Below are 24,635 nucleotides of genomic sequence, written 5' to 3'. Positions count from 1 at the left end.
TTACACACTCATATCAAGGAGGAAATTACATGCTGCTGCCCATACTGCTGCGCGCATTGGTACTTGGTGTACTTGGCGAAGAATATTCCTATGTGGTGAGAGGAGCCACTTTACAATGCAGTCAAGGTACATACCCAGGGGTGCTGAATGCCATGTACAGCCATGGAATTTACATCAAGGATAAACCGGTTCTAAACGTTGCCGATGCCATACCCGGAGCGCATATCAGTAAGGAATACGCCTTTGGCTTATGTGAGCGGAAGTATGGTCTTCCCTGTAAACCCGAAATTGCATTTGGGGCCAAATGGACTCACGGCAAAGAAAATGTGCTGATCGAGGGGGAACACGCCTTACTCAGCAAGTCAACTTTAATATGTTCTTGTCCAGGAGGCGGCGGCATCATCTCGATTCTGGATGACGGACAAAATAGTTAGTTTACGAAGCGAGGAGTCCAAGGTATGAACGTATCACCAACAGCTCTCTTAACCTATCAACATCTGAACTTCATCTGGCCCTACGGCGACGTGCGCTTAAATCAGATTGAAATGACCCACGAGCTTGGAGAACACGCCAGATTGTGGATTACAGGCCGTATTCAGTCCGATCAGGAAGAGGCGATTGCAGCCAGGGCGAGCAGTATAGATGAAATCGAACTCTGGTATACAGACACAGGCGGTCAGCATCCCTTATTCATGGGGCAGTTGTACAGTGTAGATATCGTGCATCTTCATCAGGAAGTACAGGTCACGATCCAGGTCATTTCCCATAGCTTCAAGCTGGATACCGAACTCAAAAACCGTTCCTTTCAGCAAGTGAACCAACAATATGTTGATATCATTGACGCGGTGCTGTCCGATTATTCCGGCTCCGATAAGTTGGATGAAGCGTTTGGGAATCGACCGACGAACCAATTCATCATGCAGTATCAGGAAACGGACTGGAGCTTTTTAAAACGCCTGACTTCCCATGCCGGAGCTATGCTTCTGCCCAATATCACCGCTCACCAGATTCAAATCTGGATCGGAATTCCAGAAGCAAGGCGCCAGATCGCTTTAGAGGATGTGCCGTTTCGGATGCGGCGGCGGATTGCACCCTATTTAAACCATGCGGCTAACGGGAGGACGAATACCTCGGCCAGTGACTATACAGGGTACACCTTCGAAATGCAGGAAATCTTGCAGCCGGGAGATGAAGTCAAGCGGTCTGGCCTCACCTACGTCATTACCAAACGGACCGGCACGATGACAAGCGGCGTCATGACCTGGTCGTATGAATGCGCCTTGGCTCAAGGCGTGACCATTGCCAAAACCTATAATCAGACCATCATTGGAGCGGCGATTGAAGGCAAAATACTGGAAGTGAGCCGCAACCAGGTTCGGCTGCATTTGGATATGGACGACCAGCAGGACCCCACAGATGCCCAGTGGTTCCCCTACTCCGCTGAAGGCAATCAGGTGTGGTATCTTATGCCGGAAAAAGGCGCGCAGGTGAAGCTGTATTTTCCCACCGCGGACGAAGACGATGCCATGGTTATTCATCGGTGCGTACAGCCTCGTCACATGCTGCTCTCCCTCTCCCTCCTTCCCATACGACCCAGGGAGCAGCAGCGGAAACGCCTGCCGAACGGCACCATCGTAAAATGGCCGATCCCGGGGTCAAATCCTTCGCGAATCCGCAGGGAAAAGAAGTGTCCTTAGGGAACTCCGAGCTGAACATAAGCGCTCAGGAAGGCTCGCTGTACATATCCATGAATACCGGTCACGGCGTGAGTCTTCAGAGCACTCAGAATATGCAGATTCAAGCGACAGGCAGCCTTAGTCTCTCCGCCGGAAGCATCTTGCTCAAGGGGACCGATGGTCTGCACCTGAATACAACAACCGATGCGCTGGACCTTGAAGAAGGCGTGAACAACCTTAGCTCGGAAATTTTGCTTAAGGCCTCAATGCATCAGTCCTATCCGGAGCCGCTCCTTTCGAGCTTTGAGCAGCAAGTCGCGAAACTCGGAATCGACGTAGTCTTAGATCAACGCAAGCTGACGAATGTGGATAACTATGCACACGGAGCGAAGCATGACTTACTTGGTTATGCGAAGGGACTATGGAACTTTGTCGTCGATATAGGCGATATAGTCTTAACGGGACAAAACGATGAGGACATGCGAAGAACTTACTCCATCCTGAATCATGGAAAAGAAGTCGCCCCTCTTGAAGAACGAAATGCTACCTTTAAAGGGATGTTAGACACCGTCAGCTACGTTAGAAATACATCCATAAGGGAAATGAAGAACGATGCTTTAGATCATGTCAAGGACACCATGGAGCTTCTTATGGAAAGAGAGCGGAACAAATGGTTAAATCCGTTAACCAGCACACCGGAAGAAAATTACCGGGCGGGACAGACAGCAGTACAAGCTGCCTTTGCCGAGTTGGATCTCGCCGCCACGCTCATTCCCGGAGAACAAGCGTTTACAGCACCGATGAAATTTTTCCGTAAGTTGAAACCAGGGAAGTTCGGTGAACGAGTCGGTAAACAAGTCGGTGAACGCGCCGAAAAATCAGGAATATCCGCAATGCTTGGACAGCTGGAAAAAAAGGAAGGGCTTCCCGATCTCGCAGCCGGAGATGGAAAATTAAAAACCCATGCCATCCGCATCCCGAACAGTCCCGCTTCCCTGGAAGATTTCCTGCAAAGCATAGCCCAAAAGATGAACCTGGGGTTTGGCTCCCATACTCCTGCAACAGCCGGTGGACATTGGGATTTCCATGATCTGGATTTTGACCTTCATAACCCATCCAAAGGTTCGGGTGGAAATCTCTCTCCGGAAAGACAAAAGCAAAAAAATGCGCTAGAATCAGGGGAGTATACGGGTAGAAGTGCTGAGGGGCCGGGTGATGGTAAACGACTCGATAATTCAGTTCCTACAGTTGCAAGCGGTAAATTTAATGACTGGTTCAACGGATTGACAGCAGATCAACTTGATGAACTTTGGCAAAATAAATCAATTAGGAAGAAAATCGAGAGACAACTTAGAGCACCAGGTGGAATGCATGAATGGCACTTGGTTTCACGTGCCCCTGTATTTAAAAGGTGGGGTATTAGTTCTGAACAAATTAGAGACTTGAGAACTGTAATCAGTGAAGTTGAGTTTGTGAATCCTCCCGGGAAACACGGTGGGTTAGGTTCCACTGCAGCACATAATGAATTATTAGCAATAATAGATTCTTCAACAGACTATGAAACATTCATACGAAGATTGAATAACTGGGCAAACTATAGGCTCAAAGGTGGCATAAATTCTTTACCGCAAGGTCTTAGGTTGGATTGATGAAAGATTGATAAATTGGAGGGATTGAATTGGAAAAAGAGGGGATTGTTTCTTTATGGGTTGGTTCGATAAAAAGTGATAATGAATTAATGAAATATGTTACTCTTATCTATGATCAAGAAGGAGAATGCCTACCTTCTCAATTTATTAAGGATTTTAACATAGATATGGATGAATTTGATGAATATTTTATAGAACGCGTTTTCCACGAAAAAGAACTTCTTCATCTTGATGAACTAATAGCTGGTTGTTCTTACGAAGACATAGTTATTCCAAATTATATAACAACGTTTGGAAACGGACTTAACAAGGGAACCAATTGTGCAATTCTTTTATATAATTTTGAATATAATTCCATAAACACCAACGAGATAAGTAATAATAACTATTCGTTTAAGTACATTGGAAGTGTAAAATATAACAATCAGTAATACCAACAATCAATGATTGATAAAAACATCTAATTCCTTAAAGGTATTCTGTATATTATCGGGTTTACATCTTAAAAGCAGAATCGTACAACAACCAACAAACCAAACACAAATAATTTGGCAAAACACTTGATGAACTTTCAAAAGCTTATTCCAACTTGAATCATGAGTAGGAATAAGCTTTTTTCATGTATAAAATTATAGGAGGAAGATAGACATTGACAAAACAGGTACAGGCAGCAGAAAAAAAGGCTTGACTATTAGGAACAACAGAGTATGAAGCGATTAGAGAGTAAATCAGGACATTTTATCAGTAAGTATGTGAGTTAAGAGACCAAGCAGACAAGTATCATGCAAGAGGTATTCTCCGATTATTCCGGCTCGGATAAATTGGATGAAGCGTTCGGGAGTCGACCGACGAACCAATTTATCATGCAGTATCAAGAAACAGACTGGGGCTTTTTAAAACGTCTGGCTTCCCATGCCGGAGCTATGCTTCTGCCGAATATCACGGCTCACCGGATTCAAATCTGGATCGGGATTCCGGAAGCAAGACGCCAGATCGCTTTAGAGGATGCGCCGTTTCGGATGTGGCGGCGAATTTCATCCTATTTCAACCATGCGGCTAACGGAAGGACCCCTACCTCGGCCAGCGACTATACAGGGTATACCTTCGAATGGCCTGAAATCTTGCAGCCGGGCGATGAAATCAAGCGCTCTAACCTCACCTACGTCATTACTAAACGGACCGGCACGATGACAAGCGGCGTCATGACCTGGTCGTATGAATGCGCCTTGCCTCAAGGCGTGACCGTTGCCAAAACCTATAATCAGACCCTCATTGGAGCGGCGATTGAAGGCAAAATACTGGAAGTGAGCCGCAACCAGGTTCGGCTGCATTTGGATATGGACGACCAGCAGGACCCCACAGATGCCCAGTGGTTCCCCTACTCCGCTGAAGGCAATCAGGTGTGGTATCTTATGCCGGAAAAAGGCGCGCAGGTGAAGCTGTATTTTCCCACCGCGGACGAAGACGATGCCATGGTTATTCATCGGTGCGTACAGCCTCGTCACATGCTGCTCTCCCACGATCCAGGGAGCAGCGACGGAAACGCCTACTGAACGGCACCATCGTAAAATGGCTGATCCCGGGGTCAAATCCTTCGCGAATCCGCAAGGAAAAGAAGTGTCCTTAGGGAACTCAGCGCTGAACATAAGCGCTCAGGAAGGTTCGCTGTACATATCCATGAATACCGGTCACGGCGTGAGTCTTCAGAGCACACAGAATATGTTGATTCAAGCGACAGGAAGCCTTAGTCTCTCGGCCGGAAGTATCCTGCTCAAGGGGACCGATGGTCTGCACCTCCATACGATGACTGACACACTGGACCTTGAAGAAGGCGTGAACAACCTTAGCTCTGAAATTTTGCTTCAAGCTTCGCTTCATCAATACTATCCGGAGCCGCTCTTATCTGATTTTGAGAAGCAGGTGGCTGAAAAGGGAATCCAAGCGGTTATGGGAAGTATTGTTCTTGGTAATGTAGGTCAAACGCTGAAGGGAGAATGGGATGCATCTGTCGATTTTATGAAAGGAGTCTGGAACTCGGCTGTCGATGTAGCAGACATCGGGGTCATGGTCATGACTCCTTTGGTCATGCCTGGTAACGTCACAGGCAAAGGGTTTCTGGAACGCAACGAGACAGTAGAAGGGATTAAGCTGGGTATTGAAAAAGGCGTTGAGAAAGGTGCTCGGTATGTCGAAATCATTAAGAACGCACCTGACGTAAAACAAGGATTTATCAACGTTGGAAATGAAGCTAAAAATGACGCTAATTATGTATGGGATAGCGTGACAGAACCTTTCGTAAAAAAATGGGATAATTTCATCCCCAACCCGTTGACCGATACCAAACAGGAAAGTTACGATGCGGGATATGACAGTATAAAAGCAGTGGAACGTGCAGTAGATATATTTACGGTTGTTAAGGGAGGAGCTAAACTCGCTAGGAATCTAGGAAAGCTGGGCAAAGAAGAAGCCTCTCTGTCTAAAGGACACAAGGATGTGAAGGAACAAAACGGCGGGAAAAGCGGCCCCGCTGCATTACTCGGGGACACAGCGAAAGCAGACTCCGCTCTAGCCAAGGCCGGGGATGGAAAATTAAAAACCCATGCCATCAGCATCCCGAATAGTCCCGCATCCCTGGAAAGCTTTCTACAAAGCATAGCCCAAAAGATGAACCTGAAGTTTGGCTCCCTTACTCCTGCAACTGCGGGTGGACATTGGGATTTCCACGGTCAGGGTCCTGACCTTCACTCGACCTCCAACGGTTCAGGTGGAAATCTCTCGCCAGAAAGACAAAGGCAAAAAAATGCGTTAGAATCAGGGGAGTATACGGGTAGAAGTTCTGAGGGTGCGGGTGATGCTCCACCTAAAAAGAACTCCCTGCCGGATTGGCTTAAAGATCGGTGGGAAGCCGGAAACAATTTTAATAAGGAAAATCGTCCTCGTTACCCTTATAATGAAGTTGAGTTGGAAGCAAAAGAAGTGGGAGGCAAAAAGTTCGTAGTTGACTCGTATGTTCCCAACAAGGAAATAGTATCGAGAAAGTTTACACAACTAAGTGAAGTGAAAGAAAGTACGGCTATAGGCTATTTGAGAGAACTTACTCAAAAATATTCATCGGGTTCTAAAGTATCAAATGGTCCTTTTAATCCGAATGCTCTGAAAGGTGGACGACTTAAAGGTGAATTGATACTGGAAATACCAGTTCAAAACAAACCAATTCCGCAGTCGGTTCTTGATGAAGCAACGAAAAACAAAATTACTATTAGGGATATTAACGGGAAGGTGTATAATTGATTATGCAAATATATTATTGTGACGAATGGTCAGACATCAAAAAGAAGCCATGGAATATTTTCGATGAACCTACTGCATCCCTACATCATCAAAAAAAACAACAATATACGGCAGTATTAATCGAGGATGAAAACCCTAAGTATATTGTAAATGTGACAAAAGAATGGGTTTCGGTGGGTTTTTATGATGAACTGACTCGTAAGTATCTGAATTATGATTTTGAAATTATGAGTGGTGGTAAACTTTTTTTAAGAACAGCCATGTATTGGGAATATGATGATGAAACCGACAACGAATTAAACAGTTTGATTATAGGCTTCCGAGAAGATGGCTATATAGCAATGGAAAAGAGAGATTTTAAAACCGGTTCAGTCGAGGAACGTGAGGCTAAAGATACCCTTGAGAAAAATTGGGATGTTTTCCCTGACTTCGGTCAATATCTTCATTTGTGCCGAGAGGAAAGATAGTCTATTCAAAACGTCCACCCAGTGCCGAATGAACCCATCATTCAACCAATAACACTTGTAACGCATGTAATACACGTATAAAGATTTCTCCATTTTGTTTATACGCACATTAATGCTTGAATTTTATAACTAAATAATGTTACTTCATTACGCTGAACAGGTTGATTATGGTCAGATACCATGATTGACCTGTTTTTTGTTATCCTTATAACTTAAATAGGATATTTTTTATGTTTATATTTACATATAAACATAAATTTTCTTAATGAATAATAATATATTTTAAAGATAATTTAACAGCTCACTACACAAAACAATAACTTGTCATCCCTCCCCATCAGAGTTAACATACACACACTCAAACCACGGGAGGGAAATGTGCTATGACAAATTGGCCAGATTGGTTTCTCGAAGCATTACGCCAGCGATTTTATCAATTAGAACTTGCCAGTGAGCAACAAGCCTCATATTCAACAGAGGACAAGAATCTATTCACGCAAATGAATCAATTCAAAAGTCGCCAAAGTGATGAAATTCAGCATTTGTTATCCGAATGGGAAGAAGTGATGGGATATCAGCAAAGCCAGCACAAGCAGTCGATCTATATCGAAGGAGTCAAAGACGGGATTCGCTTAATCCTTCCCGTCATGCAACCTGCAAATGTTCGTTAGCCTATGCTTCGCTAGTCCAAGATTTCGTCTATGTTCAAGCCGCCCTTCATGGTAAAAATAAAATGCGTTGGCGAGAGAATCGTTATCTTCTCCACCAACGCATTGAATAAGTTATCATCAAATTGTATCAGTACATCTTGCCGTATACTTAATACCTGAATCATTTCATCTACACGATCCTTGATTTGTGTCTTTTGGTCGTTATCCTTCTCCAGCAGGATTTTCTGTTGCCGAAGTTCGTTCAGCTCACTTGAGATTCTCACGTTTTCTTCACTGTATACGGCCTCATCAATCTGATTTCTTAACTTGAAATTCACAAGTCCCTTCAAGTCCGATTTCAACTGTTCTATATGTCGCGCGATTTCCAATAATGGTTCTTGCCCTGCCCTACTAGTAAGTACCGATTCAATGTTCGCTTTCAACGTTTGGATAAATGCTTCCTTATTCTCATACATTCGATTGAATACTCGGACAAACGCATTCTGCAAACCTTGCTCATCAACCGACTTAGAATCGCATGCTTCTTTTCCTTCATTCACATACGTTCGACATTGCCATACTACCTTTTTGGATGGATTATTGCTGTTCCAGGTTCGGCGTTTGAAATTGGCACCACAGCATCCGCAAAAGACTTTGCTGCTGAGTGGATATTTGCTGGAGTATTTTTTGCGATCCCCCATAACATAAAGAGAAAGCTGAAAGAACTGACGAGTCGCAGTCAAGGCAGGAATGTACGCAGGGTGATGGAGGAGGTAAAGGCCTTTATCCGCGGATGGCTGGGCTACTACTATGTGGCAGATATGAAGCGAATTCTGCAAAGCTGGAACGAATGGCTGCGCCGAAGATTCCGTATGTACACCTGGAAACAGTGGAAGAAGCCAAGAACGAGGGTGCAAAACCTGAGAAGGCTGGGCATCCCGGGAGGGCAAGCGTACCTATGGGAAATACTCGGCTGGGTTACTGGCGTGTTGCCGGGAGCCCCGTCCTGTCCCGTTCCATAACAAACGAAAAGCTCGCACAGGCAGGATATTATGACTTCCCTGCACAGTACGAGCGTCTTCGTCAATTGCACTCAAACGGTTGAACCGCCGTATACCGAACGGTACGTACGGTGGTGTGGAAGGTCGGCTATCCAACTAATGGATAGCCTCCTATCCGATTACTACGTAAAGCGTTCATAAAAGGGCCGCCATTGACTTGTATACTGTAATCTTTCTCGATTAAAGTAGATTTCCCTTCTGAACAAAATACTTGACGCCCCTTCTGGGCATTGCCTTCCGGCTGCGAGTTCCATTACACTCTCCCCATCAGGCTCCAGTCATAGAGGCGCCGCGCTTTCGGCAATGTGAGCCGTCAAGCCGGTCCGTCCGATTGCGATGTCGCTTGCAAGCACATGGCTGTCCGGATAATCCCCGCCGTTCTGATGTCGGAACGGAATGGGCTCCTCCTCGAATAGGCGCTCGAGATGCAAGCGCCAGGCTGCCATCGCCGCGTCTATGTCGGCTGCCGTCATGCGATCGGTTCCGTAGACGGCATGGGTAGGCAACACATCCATTCCGGGGTAGAAGAGGATGCCGTGAGTAATGGGGAACAGCAATTGCTCCAGCGGTCCATTGATTCCTCGCGGCGAATAATCCTTCTCGGGCCCTCCGGCGGCCACGGACAGCATAGCCCGCTTCCCCTTTAGAATGCCATCGCCGTAGCGATAGCGATTCCCTTCGCCCTTAAAGCCATATGCGAAACCAAAAGCGAATACCCGTTCTACCCAACCCTTGAGAATAGCCGGCATGCTGAACCACCACAGAGGAAACTGCAAGATCACCGCGTCGGCAGCAAGAAGCTTCTGTTGCTCCAATGCGACGTCTGCCGTTTGACGGCCAGTCGAATAGGCGTGCGCTGACTCTTTAATAAAGGATAATCGTTCTGGATTGGCTCGATCCGGGAAGTCGCGCCCATCGAACACGGCCTTCCAGTCCATTCCGTACAGATCGGACAACATGACTTCGTGCCCTTGCTCCTGAAGTGTTTGCACAGCTGTCTCAACGAACTGGCTAGTTAACGAAGTGGGCTCGGGGTGCGCATAAACAATCAATACCTTCTTTGACATGACTCCACTCTCCCTTTGTATTGGCTTACGACGCTTTATTAAGTGCCGTATGAGTGTTATATTAAAATGTATATTGAATTTAGAAAAGTACGCATAATTTTATAATATAGTATTAAAAATCAAACTAATGGAGGGTCATGGCTATGGGAGATCGCAAAAACAAGCTCGAAGCGAATGTGGAAGTGTGTCCTGTCGAAACAACTTTGGATGTCATCGGGGGCAAATGGAAAGCGATCATTCTGTTTCATCTTATCGATGGCCCGAAGAGATTCAATGAATTCCGGCGGCTCTATCCGAGATTGACGCAATTTATGCTTACTTTGCAGCTCCGCGAGCTTGAACGGGATGGCATTATTCACCGCGAAGTTTATAAACAGGTGCCCCCTAAAGTGGAATACTCGCTGACTGAATTCGGAGTGACGTTGAAGCCGATCATCCTTGATATGAAGAAGTGGGGAATAACCTTCAAGAACAGAGTTGACGATATACGGCTGCAAACGGCAGTGCAGGAGAAAGGGGAGAAAGAAGACCAATAAACGAAACCCGGAGAAATCCGGACAAAACAAAAAAGAAGCCTTGAATACCAAGGCTTCTCGGGGTTGTATAAGTGGTGCGGACGAGAGGACTCGAACCACCACGGGGGGTTAGCCCACTAGAACCTGAATCCAGCGCGTCTGCCAATTCCACTCCATACGAAAACCAAATACAAAGTGCTACTATTAAACTGAACCTGCTCTTGCCAGCAGGTTTTCTTTATGCCACCATCTCAGTAGGCGAACCTTGATCGCCATCCCCATGTCGGTGACGAAAACAAAAAGCCACCGTCATTGGCGGTTCCGAATTCACCGTCAATTAAAGTGGCTGATGACAGGTTCTCCATGCGTATGCAAACCTGTTCCGCCTAAATCTGTATTTACTGCCGGAGGAGTAACTTCAATGACTTCTACAGACGTATCCGAAAGCTGGTGTCTCAGACTCATTGTAAATACTAAAGATCATGCTTCTCTTTTTCCCAATCAAAAATGGATTTCAATAAGCTTAGAGCCAACATCTGATCATTCAATGGACGCTCAATGAGCAACTCAGCAATTTGCCTCAGGGCATCTTTTTTCTCCATCGGTCCTATATATCGAAATAATTCCTCTAACGAAATGTCTAGGCCGAGAACCATTTTCTCCAGTGTTTCAAGAGTTAGGTTCTTCTCCCCACGCTCGACTTGTCCGACATAGTTTGTATGTAAACCTGAAAGTTCCCCCAGTTGTTCTTGTGATAAGCCCTTTTCTTTACGCAGTCTTCGAATTCTCTCTCCGATTTTTCTTACAAGTTCCGACTTGGACTCATCCGGCATCTTAACTCACCTCATAACAAGCTTACCTGAGGAAATATGTCTTATTAACACACTATAAATGTTAATTGACTTTTAAATAACACTAATAGATAATCATTTGTATAAGGTAGCATTTCCCATTACAAACAATAAAATTCGATGTTACTCCAAATAATAAAATTTATACTTTGATACGAAGGAGGCCCCTCCCTTGCGCCCTTCCATTCTGAAATCCCTCAAGCCGGATATCATTGTCGAAATGCTGGAAATGGCTTTTCACTTCGAGAATTGGGACAAGCTGCTGAACACATCGGATATTCTGTATAGCTACGCACAGTACATTTATGAAGAGCGGCAGTATTTTAAGGCCAAAAGATTACCTGTGCCGCATGTAAATATGGCGCGTCCGCTGGTTTACTATTACGGGTTCAGTCATCTGATGCGGGGGATTGCTTGCCAGAAGCAGGGCCAGTATGATCAGGCCAGAGAATACATTGATAAATATGCGGAACTGGGCTGGATGGAGGATTTAGGGGAGGAAGGCATGCAGATTGTCGAGGAGTTCAGGTTCCTGGCGAGGGCGAATGGATATGCGCTGGATATTCAGTCGGGGAAGACGGAACGGATGGCGGAATATGTGGCTTTTTTGAAGAAAAATCCGGAGGAACTGCTGCCGGGGATCGATACGATATTGCAGGCTGCGCTGTGGCATGGTTTGAACGTGGATGATCTTTTAGATACGTTTGCGGAGCAGGCTGCTGAGTTTGGGGAGTACGAGGATGCAGGCATTAATTCTGGCTCACCAGTCGGGGAATGACAGGAATTTTAAAAAATGTATGGCCCTATTCGAATCGCTGCGGGAGGGGGCGACTGAGGAGCGGATTCGGCAGTATCAGGGACGCTTGAGGGGATGTCTGATGGAGGTTCAGCAGCAGCCGGTTTAGTCTGTACGTTGCCGACCGCGGCTGCCCTTTGAACGTACCCAGGATAAAATCAAAAAAACCCCGGCAATCCGCCAGGGGTTTAACTATGCATAAATAAAGTTTGCGCACAAAGGAGCACTATGATATGATTGAAAAACGACTAATGTCTTTTTTTGAAAAAACAAAATAATTATCCCATCTTATCTACACTTTAATCTTACCACACGACATTACGGTTTGTCAAACTTTCTTTTTCTTCAAATTTAAATGAAGGAGTGCATGCAGGAAGATGATAAGCGCGAAGGATTGGAAGCAAGAGCAGGAGCGGCTGGATCTGGTTACGGAAAAGCTCCAAGCGAGAATCGCTGAACTGGCGCCGGAAGTGGAGGGTCTGCACAATCAGGCGGTGGACATCCGCAAACAATTTTGGGAGGAAGTTACGGTCAACACAAGTACGGACGAAGATTTTGAAGAGACCTTCTACAGTATCCGGCAGCAAGAAGCGTTATTGTCCGAACGGGAGCGAAGCCACCGGCAGCGCGTGCAGCAGTGGAAAAACATGAAACGGCTGCTGTCATCTCCCTACTTTGGGCGCATCGATTTCCACGAGGATGGCTTGAGCTCTACTGAGCAAGTCTACATCGGTGTGTCATCCTTCGTCGATTCAGACGGCATGAATTTTCTGGTTTATGACTGGCGTACTCCGATCGCGAGCATGTATTACGATTATTCCCCGGGAGCAGCCGGATATGACACGCCGGATGGAACCATCTCGGGGACGATGAAGCTGAAACGGCAGTATCAGATCCGCGATGCGGTACTGCAGAACGTGTTCGACACGAGCGTAACGATCGGCGATGAGCTGCTCCAGCAGGTGCTCGGTAAGGGTGCGGACAATCAGATGAAGAGCATCGTCGCGACGATCCAGAAGGAGCAAAACGCCATTATCCGCGATGACTCAAGCCGGATGCTCATTGTGCAGGGGGCGGCCGGCAGCGGGAAGACCTCGGCAGCGCTGCAGCGGGTGGCGTATTTACTATATACACACCGCGAGCAGCTTAAGGCGGATCAAATCGTTCTTTTTTCGCCTAATCCGATGTTCAACAGCTATGTATCGACCGTTCTGCCTGAGCTCGGTGAAGAAAACATGCAGCAGACGACCTTCCAGGAATATCTGGACCACTGGCTTGGCGGGACGTTCCGAGTAGAGGACCCTTTTGATCAGATCGAATACGTGCTGACAGAAGCATCAAGCCAAGGGTATGAGGCCCGGCTGAAAGGGATGGAGTACAAGGCATCCGCAGACTTTCTGCAAGCTCTCCGGAATTATGCGCAGTGGCTGGAGCAGCAGGGCATGCGCTTCACAAGCATCCGCTTTCGGAACCGCAATTTGATCACGGCCAAGCAAATGGAATCCGTATTTTACAGCTATGATCCCTCCATTCGCATGACCAACCGCATCGCTATGCTGCAGGAGTGGCTGCTGCGTGGATTGACTTTGCTGGAAAGCAAGGAACGTGAGGCGCTTTGGGTGCAGGAGGAGCTCGATTATCTTGATAAGGATCAGTACGCCGAAGCGTATCATGCTCTGCACAAGGAGAGGGGCGTGTTTGACTTTGCCGAGCAGTATGAAGAGGTCCGCGAAAGGCTGGACGGCAAGGGCAGACCGGACGAGGGCGATTTCGACTATGCCGAGCGGGAGGAAGAGCTGCTGCGCCGGATGATCGTGAAGGAGCAGTTTAAGCCGCTGAAGCGAAGCGTGAAGCGGTTGTTGTTCATCGATATGGCTCAGCTGTACGTCCAATTATTCGAAGAAGAGGATGCTTTTAAGAAGATGACCAATGGAGCCGAAATGTCCTCGCTGTGGCCGGAAATCTGTGAACAGACCAAGGAGAAGCTTAACCGGCACGAGCTTTTCTATGAAGATGCGACACCGTACCTGTATTTAAAAGAGCTCATCGAGGGCGTTCGGACGAACACGGAGATCCGGCATGTCTTCGTCGACGAGGGTCAGGATTATTCGATGTTTCAATATGAGTTCCTGAAAAAAATGTTTCCCCGCGCCCGCATGACGGTGCTTGGCGATTTCGGTCAGGCCATCTTTGCTCAGGCCACGGAGCTGTACGGTGAAGATTCGCCGCTCATCCGGCTGTACGGCGAATCTGACACGAGCTTGTTCCGCCTGGTTCGCAGTTACCGGTCAACCCGCGAGATAGTGGAATTCACGAAGTCTCTGCTGCAGGGCGCCAAGGAGATCGTACCTTTTGAACGAAGCGGCAGGAAACCGCTCCTCTCCAAGGCGGGCGACGGCGAGAAGCGGGCAGCGCGAATAGCGGAGCATCTCGTGGCGCTTCAGGTGGAAGGCTTCGTCTCCATCGGCGTCATTACGAAGACAGCGGCCGAAAGCAAAGAGGCTTATGATCTCTTGACGTCTCAGGGATGCCAGGGGCTGAAGCTTGTGACGAAGAGCACGCCCACCTTCGAGAAGGGAATATTGATCATCCCGGTATACCTCGCAAAAGGTGTTGAATTCGACGCCGTTCTCATCTATGACGCATCTTCGCAGACGTATCATCGGGAGAGCGAGCGCAAGCTATTTTATACAGCATGCACGCGTGCCATGCATCGGCTTCTGCTGTACGCAGCAGGAGAGTGGACCCCATTCATTCAGGCATTGGATACGTCCTTGTATGAGGTGGAGCAATATATAAGCTGAACCTAAGATTTCCCATCAGATACCAGTCGCAACTACGAGGAACGTTTGGACTTCCGGCCGCTGTTGTCTCCAGATTTCTTCATTTAAACCACTCTTCGCGGTTGAAATCCGGAGACAAAGGCGATCGCTATCGCTCCTACAGTTCCAAACTTCCCCTTCGTTACTCCTTACCCTGATGTCATTTTTTAAAGTTCATCTTATATAGGAGGGTGCTTTTGGTTTACCCAATATCAATATAAAAACGAAGGAGCTGCCGAGGCATGCTCCTTTCGTATTTTTAACCGATAGTTTCGTTAAGCTGAACCGTATCATCCTCGAGCTTCACAGCTTTCCAACAGGAACGGATTACTTCATGCACGCTGTCGCTGGTTAATTCGAAGATCCCTTGCAGATGGGCTTTCAAAATATAAACTAATGTCCCGTAATGCATCTGTACCATCAGCTTCGGATTCAGGGGGATAAACAACTTCTGCTGAATGGCTTCTTCATACAACTTGTTCATAGGCCCGCACCAGCCATCTGTATAGGCTGCTTGCTTCACCTCGTCATAAATGTAGGGCGAGAACGAATACTGCTCAATAAACTGAAAGCCCTGAGGATACTTTTCACCCAATTCGACAACCCGATTCCAGCCTAATTCGAACTTTTCACGAATCGTTCTGCCCTGCACTAAACCTTCGCGCACATACTCTCCGTTGAATGTGACAATTGCTTTGTACAACTCGTTAACAATATCTTCTTTACTTTGAAAGTAATGATAAATGTTCCCGGTCGATACGCCAGACTCCTTGGCTATGAGCGCCATTGAGGTAGCCTGTAATTCCTTCCGAATGATAATGTTAAGAGTCGTTTCGAGGACGGCCCGCTGAACCTTATTGTATTTTTCAAACATCCAGATCTTCCTTTCCCACCATAAATCGAACGTTCATTCCAATTTAGAATATACTTAATACGTTCTTCAGTCAATACAGCCTCATGGTAGCAGCGGGAGAAGGTTGTAATATCGTTACATATAATTTTTAGCGATGGTCTCCAAATAATCCTCGATCGGCACGGAGTTTCTAAGAGCCATCAGGTCGTTGCCTGCTGCACCGATAACGGTACGGAACTTCTTGCTTTCTCCCGTCGCCAGAGCGACAATGGCATCTACAATGATTTGAGGATCATCCAGTTGGCTGCTGGTATCGGCGGTATTCATAAGATTTTGCAATTTCGACATCAAATCATCGTAGTCTTTAATGTTCTCATCCCTGTTCCAAGTGATACTTTCCTTAAAATTATTTCCTGTAGACCCGCCCTGCTCGATCAATCTAAGCTCGATATTGAACGGCTTCAGTTCGTAATAAAGGCCTTCCGTCAATCCTTCCAAGGCGAATTTGGACATGTTGTACAGCGATCCAAGCGGCACTGCTGTTGTAATTCCCATGAAGGAGCTGATATTGATAAACATACCCCCTCCATTAGCTCTGTAGTGTGGCAAAAATTTGCGAATAACATTGATCGGCCCCCGCGCATTAACTGCGAACTGCCAATCGATCGCGTCCTCTTTGGCTAGCTCCAACGGACCGTAAGTGCCCATACCGGCATTATTGACGACGACGTCAATTTTCCCGAATGCGGCTATGGCTTGTTCCACGGCCATTTGAACTTGCTCCACTTTGGTGACATCCAGTTTGAAAATTTTAATATTGTCATAAGCCGTAAGTTCGGTTTCCTTCTCGGGTGTACGCATGGTGGCCGCGACGTTCCAGCCCAACTCCGCAAATCGAATCGCCGTTAGTTTACCCAATCCTGAACTGGTCCCCGTAATAAAGACTGTTTTACTCATAATAAAACCTCCAATTTATAAATTGAACATTCATTCTATAGCATACAATAGATTAGATCGAATGTTCATTCTAATCCTATAATACAGGAATCCGTTTGTCAAATAATTACGCAGGCCACTTCTGGAAATCAATAGAAACAACAACGAAGGAGCTGCCGAGGCACGCTCCTTTCGCATTTTTAGCCGATCGTTTCGTTAAGCTGAACCGTATCACAAAACGTTTAGTTTCATTGAAAATGAAGGGTCAGGTCGGGATAAATTGCTGAAATTTCAGGGACATGTTTTGCTATAACATTCTTGTCAAAAGTGGATTTGAAAATCTCCGGGTCCGGTAGAAAAGTAACGCTTGTTCCCGTTTCTTTAGTTATACCTACGGTCAACAAGCCCGTTTGAGGGATTCCATGTTTATAATCTTGCCTGAAGACTTTTCCTTCTCGACGAACTTCGATTGAAAGCTTTTGAGAGAGAGCATTAACAACCGCAATGTTAATCCCTTTCTCTCCCCCCGGAGCAACAAAAGAGTCGCTGGTACTATAATGGCTCAGTTCAGTGAGAACGGCTTGCACACGGGACTTTTCTGTGTTCGGAAGGACTTGAACAGGGATTCCTCGCCCGTTGTCGGATACTGTGACGCTACCATCGCCTTGAAGGAAAATGCCTGCTTCACTGCAGAATCCGGCTCGATGTTCCAGGATGGAATTTTCCAGCACCGCCCAGAGGAGATAGTGTGGGTCGTAACCATCGTGGGCGTTACCCAAATAGGCGCTAGCGTTGTTTCTGGTTTCAGCCAATTCCATATAGTCGCTTGTATCAAGCAAGTCGGAAGTCGCAGCCAGCAACAAAAGGAGTGGGAGTACTCTGTGCGAGGGAAGCGAGTACATTCCACCCCGTTCTTCCTGGACAAGGAGGTCAGCTCCAAGCAACGCTTTGATGTGATGGTAGAGTTGTCCGGTTGTTCCCATGTTCAAATGTTCGACAATTTCCGAACCCGAAAGGGGTTCTTTCAACACCGATCTAAGAATGTCCAAGCGTTGTTTGTGACCAAGCGCCGCTAAAATTTTGGCGACTTTCTCGCCGTCCAGATCCAGCAATTGACTGACACGTCTTTCTTGGGGTTCCCATCTGTATCCCTGTTTCTCCCCACGATATTGCCCTGAGTAAAAGACCCCGCCAAGATCCAATTCATCGTTGATCGTTTCGACTAACACGGTATTTTTGTCAAATGTCTGGGTCCGCGAAACTCTGGGAGAGCTAGCTTTTGCGATTTGGCTTACAAGCTGTTCAAGATCACCCAATTGCTTCTTTAAAATATCCAATTCTGCGCCGAAGTCTCTAGGCACTGTCAAACGGATCACCCTTTCACATATTACTTAACTACGTAGTTACGTAATTACATATATATAATAACATGCAATAAACCTGTTGTAAATAATCCCCAAATGAAATAAAGCAGACAGTACAAACAATAAAAAACGCAAGCCCCTTCCATATTTTTATATTAGCAATTTAATGGTAAAGTCATTGAAGTGGGGGAGCTGGCGATAGAAGTTCTGAATGAAGATGGCAATCAACGAGAAACGAACATGGGAATAGAAGGGGGCAACGACAAAATGGAAGAGGAACAACAGGATGTATGGACGCTCGTTCAGCAGACGGTGATCCTGCTCGGGTCTCCCGACTCCGAAATTCGGGAAGAAGCGTACTCCGCTCTGTTCAATTGGCTGCTGGAGGAGAACGCACTCGGGAAGTCTCAAATGGAAGAGCTGCTTCAGCAATCCGTTTCAGATAGCGGGTTGTTTTATGGGATTGGGGAGAAGGAGACGGACAGCGTCTTTAAGCGCACATTTACTTCCCTTTTGATCGCCCTGCAGCTTGCCTGCGATAATCGGGAGCCGTACTTAACTAGAGAAAGCTATAACCTCGCTCTGAATGCACTGGTTCGCTATTGCCATTTGGAAAACGATTTTCGCGGATACGTGGAGGTCAAGGGATGGGCGCATGCCGCTGCGCATGTTGCGGATGCGTTGGATGAATGTGCGATGAGCCGCTATGCGGGAGCGGAGGAATGTGCCGAAATCTGGACGGGCGTGCAAGCCTTGCTCGAAAGACCCGCCGAGGTTTATCAGAGAGAAGAGGACGAACGGCTCGCTACGGCGATCGTCTCTATGATTCAGAGTCAAAAGGTTTCCTTTCCCACGATTTGCGAGTGGTTGGGGCAGATGGAGCCGGCGCGAACGAGGAGCGTGGAAAGCTACACCCTCAATACGAACCGTAAGCACTTCCTTCGCTGCCTGTATACAAGGCTCTATGATCAGAGGGAAAAGTTCGAAGAAACGGGAATGGGACTGAATCGGCTGCTGGAGCTGGAGAAGCGCTTCAATCGGTTTCGTTTACAGGCATAGATTTTTACGAGTTTTTTGTTCACAAGTTTAAGGTTGATACGCTACTAGAACCAACCATCGAAGGCAGCAAGAATATGATGTTTTTTCGTTTGATCCGGAGGTAGTAAAATTCTTCTTGGGCCGAAGGATATCCCTTGGCATAGGAGAAGCCCCTTCACCATTTAATTGATAGAGGGGCTTCATCTATGTAAAATACAGAACTGATTTTATACTAAAGATCATGCTTCTCTTTTTCCCAATCAAAAATGGACCTTAATAAGCTTAGAGCCATCATCTGATCATTCAATGGACGTTCAATGAGCAACTCAGCAATCTGCCCCAGGGCATCTTAACTCACCTAAGTACGGACACTGGAGTAAGACCAACTATGTACCAGCGCATAAGGTCATCATCACTAAACTGCAAAAGCATTGGCCGGAATTTGCCGAATTAGGCATGTCGAAGCTAGACGATATTTTTGCCTTCTGTTAGAAGGAATCTATAAAAGAATTCCAATGCAGAAGACAGGCATTGCGATCAGTTCAAGCTACAACTATGCGATGGTCGTGCTGTTCGGCATTGACTAATACGGGCCTTTTTCAAAAGGTTACAAGAACCTTAGATATTACAGTTATTTGGCGACGCTAAACTAACGGGCAGTTTAACGTAATAAACCTTCGCCGCCTTACGAGTTACGCCGAGCGCTTGGGCAACCGTTTCTTGATTCGGCCAACAATCGCCCTCCCCTCCCATATCCGCGACCAATCCGGATTTGATGGCATAGTATACGCGCGCGTAGACTGGACCGGACAATTTCGTTACCTCCTTCGGCTTTACAGCGATTTACATCATTTTCAATAAGATTGTATAATGATCTATTGTAAAGTATGCATATTTATATCATATACTTACCAAAAGGAGAGTGTAACTTGTGCGCGAAACCTGTGTTCCGAATGGCGTGAAACTAAAAGACACTGGCTTTGGATATACGTTGTCCTTAATAGGCGGTAAATATAAAATGATCATTATGTATTGGCTGTCTGAAAATAAGGTTATGCGTTTTAATGAGCTGAAACGATGTATCGGTACCATTTCCTTTAAAACGCTAAGCATCATGTTAAAAGAGCTGGAGGCAGATGGTCTTATCATACGTAAGGAATTTCCCCAAGTACCTCCAAAAGTTGAATATTCATTATCTGAACGTGGTCTTTCTCTCATTCCATTGTTAAATATGATGTGCGAGTGGGGAGAGAAAAACAGTTCGCCAGCTCTGGTGGCTGTACAGCGGTAGGCATAGCTATTTTGTTTAAATTAAAAGAAGTATCTCCTTAACATTGAAATACTTCTTTTTTATAGCATTCATAAAGCTAACTATTACAGGTTGTCAACAAAATTCAAATAATTTAATGCACTTTTTTCCAACTCGCTTGCAGACGGTTCATTTTCTGTACCCGGCACATTTTCACCCGGCTCATTTTCTGTACCATAAAACGCAAAGAACGAACGATAATCTGCATTGCAGTATAGGAAGGTAGTTTCAAAAGGAGATAATAAATGTTCAAGTGTATAGCGATATCTTCCCTCTTCGTTATAATCTTCTTTTTTAATTCCGGCAGATACAGCTAAAGCAGCTTTGCGGTTCTTTAATTTATCGCCTCCATTTGAACCATAAGCCCACCCATAAGTTAAAACATCGTCAAGCCATTTTTTAAGGAGAGGGGGACAATTAAACCAATATATCGGGAACTGCAAAACAAGATTACCATGCGATTCAACCAATTTTTGTTCTTTTCCCACGTCTATGTTTCCATCAGGGTAAACCTTATGCAATTCGTGAATAGTATACTTTTCCGGATGTTTTTTGAGTTCTTCTACCCATCGCTTATTTATAACGGATGTTTCTATGCTTGGGTGTGTTACGATAACAAGAGTTTTCAAAGATTTGTCCTCCTCAAGTTTATTCTTTCTTGAGTATAAAAATTACACTACAAATATGTAAGTACGCACTTTTAGTACAGGTACTGTCATAAAGGTGAGTGTCACTCCGAGCACATATACTAAATCTTGTTAACACCGTATTATGATTATTCAACTAACGGATACGTTAACGCAATAATGGGTTCTCTGCGACCAAGAAAGGAACTGCCGTGATAAGCTCCTTTCGCATTTTTAGTCGAGAGTTCCGTTAAAGGTAAGCCCTAAACCGGATTCTATCCTTTCTGGAAAAAATAACTTGATCAAAGCCTTCTTTTCTGCTACCTTTGTTAGTAACAAAATGTTATTATCAATGTAATACGAAGATGTAAATCGAATAGTTACATTCACGACATTTAGACGAAAGAAGGAGGGAGTACGTGTGAGGAAATTATTCGGCACTTGGAACCTATATGAATTAGTTTGGCTGGGCCTGTTCTCCGGAACGGCGATCGTATTGACTGTGATCATGCGGGATACTTTTTTCGGGTTCACTGTCTTCATAACGGGAGTATTATGCGTGATCCTCGCGGCCAAAGGAAACCTGATGACCTATGTGTTCGGCATGTACAATACGTTCGGCTACGCTTATTTGGCTTACGTCAACGGATTGTTTGGGGAGGTCATGCTGAATCTGCTCTTCTTCGTTCCCATGAACGCAATCGGCTTCCTGATGTGGAAGAAACATCGCCATGATGGCAAGTTGGCCATGCGGCAGATGGATCGGAGAAGCATGTTCCTCTTAGTGGCAGTTTGTGTACTGGGCAGCTTGTCGCTTGGTTTCGGACTTTCGTTCATTCCCGCACAGAATTCGCCATATATCGATGCCCTTACGACTGTGTTATCGGTCGTGGCGACGTTCTTAATGGTGAGAAGATTTAAAGAGCAATGGCTTCTCTATATTGTCCTAAATACATTCACGGTGCTGCTGTGGGTGATTCGAATGCTGGACGGAAGTACGGATGGCGGACTGATGATCGTTATGTGGGGCGCGTACCTGATCAACGCGATTTACGGGTATTACACTTGGAATAAAGGGGCGAAGGAGGTTCCAGCATGAAAAAGTTAGGATTAACTTTGGGAAAGTTTGCGCCGCTGCATAAAGGACATCAGTTCATGTTCGATACTGCTTTGCAAGAGGTCGATGAGTTAATCGTTGTTATCTATGAAACGGAAGTTATGACGATTCCGCTTCATATTCGGGCGGACTGGATCCGCAAGCTGTACCCGATGGTGAGGGTCATCGAAGCTTGGGACGGCCCGGACGGATATTCGAACGATCGGGAGCATGAGATTAGAGAAGAGCAGTATATCTTGGGTTTGCTGAAAGGCGAACAAGTAACTCATTTTTACTCCAGCGAGTTTTATGGCGAGCATATGAGCCTTGCTCTAGGTGCGGTGGATAGGCGAGTGGATGAAGATCGCAAGCTTGTTCCGATCTCGGCAACGATGATTCGTTCCGATCCTTATAAGTATCGGGAGTTTATAAGTGATATCGTGTACCGGGACTTAATAACGAAAGTCGTGTTCGTTGGAGCGATGTCGACCGGCAAATCTACAATAACTGAAGCTTTGGCCAGGAGGTACCGGACGACATTCGCAAGCGAGTACGGACGGGAGTACTGGACCGAGCATCAAGTGGAAAGAAGAATCGGTCTGGAAGCTTTCGACGTGATCGCAATGGGGCATATCGATCGGGAAGAACAGGCCTTACTGGAAGCGAATCGCTATCTTTTCGTTGATACTAATGCGATTACCACCTACATGTTCGCTTTGGACTATCATGGCCAGACACCCGAGCTGTTAACCCGAATTGCACTGGAAAACGCGCAGAGATACGATTTATTTTTCTTATGCGACGATGATATTCCCTATGATGATACGTGGGACCGCAGCGGGGAGCAGAAGCGGCTTGTTTTCCATCAAAAGATTATCGCGGATTTGAGGGAACGCCGGATTCCCTTCATCACGCTAAGGGGGAGCCTTGAGGAACGGATGCGTAAAGTAGACGAGGTATTGGCCGGGTTCAAGCCATACGACAACTATTTCGGAGAATGATAAATGGGAAAAAGGGGGGAGTATTGTGGATATGCTCGATCATAACGGACTAACGGAACGCGAATTTATGGAGCAGTATCGGGCGGGAGATTACGAGAGACCTTCGGTGGCAGCGGACATGGTTATTTTCACCGTCACGGAGGCGGTTGAGGACAATTACCGCAAGCTTCCGGAAAAGGAGCTGAGGATTCTGCTCATTCGGCGAGGAGGGCATCCCTATCTCGGGAATTGGGCGCTGCCAGGTGGCTTCGTTCGGCTGAACGAGACGACAGAACAGGCCGCTGCGAGGGAGCTTGGGGAGGAAACCGGAGTGGACGACGTATATCTGGAGCAGCTGTATACGTTCAGCGACATTGGGCGCGATCCCCGTACCTGGGTCATGAGCTGCAGCTATATGGCTCTGGTGGCCGGCAGCCAGATTGAACTGAAGGCCGGAGATGACGCTGCCGATGCCGCCTGGTTCAAGGTATCCCACCGGCTGCTGCGGGAGGGCAAGGAGCTGACCGGGGACGGATACGTCAAGACGCAGCAGTATGAGCTGAGTCTGTACTCACATGAGGAGGAACTCGCTGCGGTTGTGGAACGGACGGTGACGGCGAAGCAAACCTCGACAGCCACGTCTTATTCCATCGTGTCCAACGACGGGTTGGCATTCGATCATGCGAAGATTATCGCCTACGCCATCGAACGTTTGCGTGGCAAGGTGAATTATACCGATATAGCACTCAACCTGATGCCGAAGCTGTTTACCTTAACGGAGCTGCAGCAGGTTTACGAGGTCATTCTGGATAAAGAGCTGCTGAAGGCCGCCTTCCGGCGCAAAGTGGCCGATCTCGTCGTGGAAACGGATCATTACACCGAAAATGCGGGCCATCGCCCATCCCGTTTATATCGAAGAAATATGGAGGATTACCGATGATTTACGAAATCGAGGATTTACGACAAGCGTATAACGCCGGAAAGACGTTCGAGTTCGTGTTCTTCTGGGGCCATACGCCGTCCAGCGACGGAAGCGTGGATAAAAGCTGCTTCAGTCAGTGGTGGATGTGCCCATTCGTGATAGATGGAACAGAGTACTCTTGTGCTGAGCAGTACATGATGGCGGAGAAGGCGCGCCTATTCAAGGATGACGAGATGCTGGCTGCCATCTTGAAGGCCAAGCATCCCATGGAGATGAAGGCTTTCGGGCGTACGGTGAGTAACTTCGATAAAGACGTATGGGAGAGCCAATGCTACGGGATCGTTAAGCGAGGAAGCTTGGCTAAATTTTCCCAAAATCCGCGGTTAGGAGATTATCTGAGGTCGACGAAGAACAGGATTCTGGTAGAAGCCAGCCCGCGGGACCGAATTTGGGGTATCGGCATGGGGCAAGCCCATCCGGACGCGGAGAATCCGATGAAATGGCGGGGCAGAAACCTGCTCGGTTTCGCACTAACCGAAGCGCGGGACGAGTTACTGCAGAAAGAAGGGGATTGAAATGGACCGAAAGGAAATTGCGCAGGAGACTTTGCGGATACAGCAGCAAGGCTTCTATGAATGCGATGCGGTGTGTTTCGGAACGATCCGG

At 46.6% G+C, this 24,635-nt stretch carries 26 protein-coding genes and 1 pseudogene; 18 read left to right on the top strand and 9 right to left on the bottom strand.

The window, feature by feature from the left end:
- Window positions 1–29 precede the first annotated feature (29 nt).
- The 8 genes from PDUR_RS26430 to PDUR_RS26400 all read left to right on the top strand — a co-directional run bounded on the left by PDUR_RS26430 (window position 30) and on the right by PDUR_RS26400 (window position 7,754).
- A complete protein-coding gene (locus PDUR_RS26430) occupies window positions 30–434 on the top strand; it encodes a DUF4280 domain-containing protein (protein WP_081949714.1) in 405 nt (134 codons plus the stop codon).
- A 24-nt stretch (window positions 435–458) separates the two neighbouring features.
- On the top strand, window positions 459–1,697 hold the full coding sequence (locus PDUR_RS30015; protein ID WP_052410421.1) for a contractile injection system protein, VgrG/Pvc8 family: 1,239 nt from the start codon (window positions 459–461) through the stop codon (window positions 1,695–1,697).
- 92 nt (window positions 1,698–1,789) lie between these two features.
- A complete protein-coding gene (locus PDUR_RS30010; protein WP_233277446.1) occupies window positions 1,790–3,325 on the top strand; it encodes a hypothetical protein in 1,536 nt (511 codons plus the stop codon).
- Between the two features lie 29 nt (window positions 3,326–3,354).
- Window positions 3,355–3,756, top strand: a complete 402-nt coding sequence (locus tag PDUR_RS26420) for an immunity 22 family protein (RefSeq protein ID WP_042208861.1) — start codon at window positions 3,355–3,357, stop codon at window positions 3,754–3,756.
- A 351-nt stretch (window positions 3,757–4,107) separates the two neighbouring features.
- Window positions 4,108–4,878 (top strand): hypothetical protein, encoded by a 771-nt coding sequence (locus PDUR_RS30005; protein ID WP_052410420.1) that lies wholly within the window; start codon window positions 4,108–4,110, stop codon window positions 4,876–4,878.
- A gap of 166 nt (window positions 4,879–5,044) precedes the next feature.
- Window positions 5,045–6,616 (top strand): hypothetical protein, encoded by a 1,572-nt coding sequence (locus PDUR_RS30000; protein ID WP_233277445.1) that lies wholly within the window; start codon window positions 5,045–5,047, stop codon window positions 6,614–6,616.
- A 2-nt stretch (window positions 6,617–6,618) separates the two neighbouring features.
- Window positions 6,619–7,083, top strand: coding sequence for a hypothetical protein (locus tag PDUR_RS26405; RefSeq protein ID WP_042209749.1), 465 nt, complete (start codon window positions 6,619–6,621; stop codon window positions 7,081–7,083).
- Window positions 7,084–7,466: 383 nt separating this feature from the next.
- Complete coding sequence (locus PDUR_RS26400; protein ID WP_042208860.1) at window positions 7,467–7,754, top strand: hypothetical protein; 288 nt, start codon at window positions 7,467–7,469, stop codon at window positions 7,752–7,754.
- An 11-nt stretch (window positions 7,755–7,765) separates the two neighbouring features.
- On the opposite strand, the gene PDUR_RS28415 is transcribed toward PDUR_RS26400, so the two are convergent.
- Entirely contained in the window at window positions 7,766–8,476 is a 711-nt protein-coding gene (locus PDUR_RS28415; RefSeq protein WP_233277444.1) for a recombinase zinc ribbon domain-containing protein, read from the bottom strand.
- Window positions 8,477–8,494: 18 nt separating this feature from the next.
- On the opposite strand from PDUR_RS28415, the gene PDUR_RS26390 reads away from it, so the two are divergent.
- Window positions 8,495–8,755 (top strand): group II intron maturase-specific domain-containing protein, encoded by a 261-nt coding sequence (locus tag PDUR_RS26390; protein WP_218918479.1) that lies wholly within the window; start codon window positions 8,495–8,497, stop codon window positions 8,753–8,755.
- 317 nt (window positions 8,756–9,072) lie between these two features.
- Here the strand turns inward: PDUR_RS26390 and PDUR_RS26385 are convergent, their stop codons facing one another.
- Complete coding sequence (locus PDUR_RS26385) at window positions 9,073–9,861, bottom strand: NAD(P)H-dependent oxidoreductase (RefSeq protein WP_042208858.1); 789 nt, start codon at window positions 9,859–9,861, stop codon at window positions 9,073–9,075.
- A 143-nt stretch (window positions 9,862–10,004) separates the two neighbouring features.
- Between PDUR_RS26385 and PDUR_RS26380 the strand changes: the two genes are divergently transcribed.
- Complete coding sequence (locus PDUR_RS26380) at window positions 10,005–10,397, top strand: winged helix-turn-helix transcriptional regulator (RefSeq protein ID WP_042208857.1); 393 nt, start codon at window positions 10,005–10,007, stop codon at window positions 10,395–10,397.
- A gap of 330 nt (window positions 10,398–10,727) precedes the next feature.
- Here PDUR_RS26380 and PDUR_RS29015 read toward each other — a convergent pair.
- Window positions 10,728–10,847, bottom strand: a pseudogene (locus PDUR_RS29015) (short-chain dehydrogenase); the annotation flags it as partial.
- A 2-nt stretch (window positions 10,848–10,849) separates the two neighbouring features.
- Entirely contained in the window at window positions 10,850–11,209 is a 360-nt protein-coding gene (locus PDUR_RS26375; protein ID WP_042208856.1) for a helix-turn-helix domain-containing protein, read from the bottom strand.
- Between the two features lie 190 nt (window positions 11,210–11,399).
- Between PDUR_RS26375 and PDUR_RS26370 the strand changes: the two genes are divergently transcribed.
- Both PDUR_RS26370 and helD read left to right on the top strand, forming a co-directional pair.
- Entirely contained in the window at window positions 11,400–12,005 is a 606-nt protein-coding gene (locus PDUR_RS26370) for a DNA-binding protein (protein ID WP_330217231.1), read from the top strand.
- Between the two features lie 395 nt (window positions 12,006–12,400).
- Window positions 12,401–14,827, top strand: a complete 2,427-nt coding sequence (gene helD, locus PDUR_RS26365; RefSeq protein WP_042208855.1) for an RNA polymerase recycling motor HelD — start codon at window positions 12,401–12,403, stop codon at window positions 14,825–14,827.
- 277 nt (window positions 14,828–15,104) lie between these two features.
- Here the strand turns inward: helD and PDUR_RS26360 are convergent, their stop codons facing one another.
- The 3 genes from PDUR_RS26360 to PDUR_RS26350 all read right to left on the bottom strand — a co-directional run bounded on the left by PDUR_RS26360 (window position 15,105) and on the right by PDUR_RS26350 (window position 17,995).
- The gene (locus tag PDUR_RS26360) at window positions 15,105–15,719 is read right to left on the bottom strand and encodes a TetR/AcrR family transcriptional regulator (RefSeq protein ID WP_042208854.1); all 615 of its coding nucleotides are present in this window, start codon (window positions 15,717–15,719) and stop codon (window positions 15,105–15,107) included.
- Between the two features lie 114 nt (window positions 15,720–15,833).
- Complete coding sequence (locus PDUR_RS26355) at window positions 15,834–16,655, bottom strand: SDR family oxidoreductase (protein ID WP_042208853.1); 822 nt, start codon at window positions 16,653–16,655, stop codon at window positions 15,834–15,836.
- 227 nt (window positions 16,656–16,882) lie between these two features.
- Complete coding sequence (locus PDUR_RS26350) at window positions 16,883–17,995, bottom strand: ATP-binding protein (RefSeq protein WP_042209747.1); 1,113 nt, start codon at window positions 17,993–17,995, stop codon at window positions 16,883–16,885.
- A 270-nt stretch (window positions 17,996–18,265) separates the two neighbouring features.
- On the opposite strand from PDUR_RS26350, the gene PDUR_RS27605 reads away from it, so the two are divergent.
- Complete coding sequence (locus PDUR_RS27605; RefSeq protein ID WP_052410419.1) at window positions 18,266–19,057, top strand: DUF2785 domain-containing protein; 792 nt, start codon at window positions 18,266–18,268, stop codon at window positions 19,055–19,057.
- A 597-nt stretch (window positions 19,058–19,654) separates the two neighbouring features.
- Here PDUR_RS27605 and PDUR_RS26340 read toward each other — a convergent pair.
- The gene (locus PDUR_RS26340) at window positions 19,655–19,849 is read right to left on the bottom strand and encodes a hypothetical protein (protein WP_042208852.1); all 195 of its coding nucleotides are present in this window, start codon (window positions 19,847–19,849) and stop codon (window positions 19,655–19,657) included.
- 118 nt (window positions 19,850–19,967) lie between these two features.
- Between PDUR_RS26340 and PDUR_RS26335 the strand changes: the two genes are divergently transcribed.
- Window positions 19,968–20,327: a winged helix-turn-helix transcriptional regulator gene (locus PDUR_RS26335; protein WP_042208851.1), complete on the top strand. Its 360-nt coding sequence runs from the start codon at window positions 19,968–19,970 to the stop codon at window positions 20,325–20,327.
- A gap of 83 nt (window positions 20,328–20,410) precedes the next feature.
- Here the strand turns inward: PDUR_RS26335 and PDUR_RS26330 are convergent, their stop codons facing one another.
- Window positions 20,411–20,974 carry an NAD(P)H-dependent oxidoreductase gene (locus PDUR_RS26330; RefSeq protein WP_042208850.1) on the bottom strand — a complete coding sequence of 188 codons (564 nt, stop codon included), beginning with the start codon at window positions 20,972–20,974 and terminating at the stop codon, window positions 20,411–20,413.
- Between the two features lie 418 nt (window positions 20,975–21,392).
- Between PDUR_RS26330 and pnuC the strand changes: the two genes are divergently transcribed.
- From pnuC to PDUR_RS26310, 4 genes are read left to right on the top strand one after another with little or no spacing between them, the layout of a single operon-like run.
- On the top strand, window positions 21,393–22,070 hold the full coding sequence (gene pnuC, locus PDUR_RS26325; protein ID WP_042208849.1) for a nicotinamide riboside transporter PnuC: 678 nt from the start codon (window positions 21,393–21,395) through the stop codon (window positions 22,068–22,070).
- The gene (locus PDUR_RS26320; RefSeq protein WP_042208848.1) at window positions 22,067–23,068 is read left to right on the top strand and encodes an AAA family ATPase; all 1,002 of its coding nucleotides are present in this window, start codon (window positions 22,067–22,069) and stop codon (window positions 23,066–23,068) included. Before pnuC ends, PDUR_RS26320 begins: the two co-directional genes overlap by 4 nt.
- Before the next feature lie 25 nt (window positions 23,069–23,093).
- On the top strand, window positions 23,094–23,987 hold the full coding sequence (locus tag PDUR_RS26315) for an NUDIX domain-containing protein (protein WP_042208846.1): 894 nt from the start codon (window positions 23,094–23,096) through the stop codon (window positions 23,985–23,987).
- Complete coding sequence (locus tag PDUR_RS26310; protein ID WP_042208845.1) at window positions 23,984–24,544, top strand: riboflavin biosynthesis intermediates N-glycosidase; 561 nt, start codon at window positions 23,984–23,986, stop codon at window positions 24,542–24,544. The genes PDUR_RS26315 and PDUR_RS26310 overlap by 4 nt, the downstream gene beginning before the upstream one ends.
- Window positions 24,545–24,635: the final 91 nt, after the last annotated feature.

The sequence above is a fragment of the Paenibacillus durus genome (assembly GCF_000756615.1).
Lineage (GTDB): Bacteria > Bacillota > Bacilli > Paenibacillales > Paenibacillaceae > Paenibacillus_AQ > Paenibacillus_AQ durus.
This window is presented reverse-complemented; position numbering and strand designations above follow the sequence as displayed.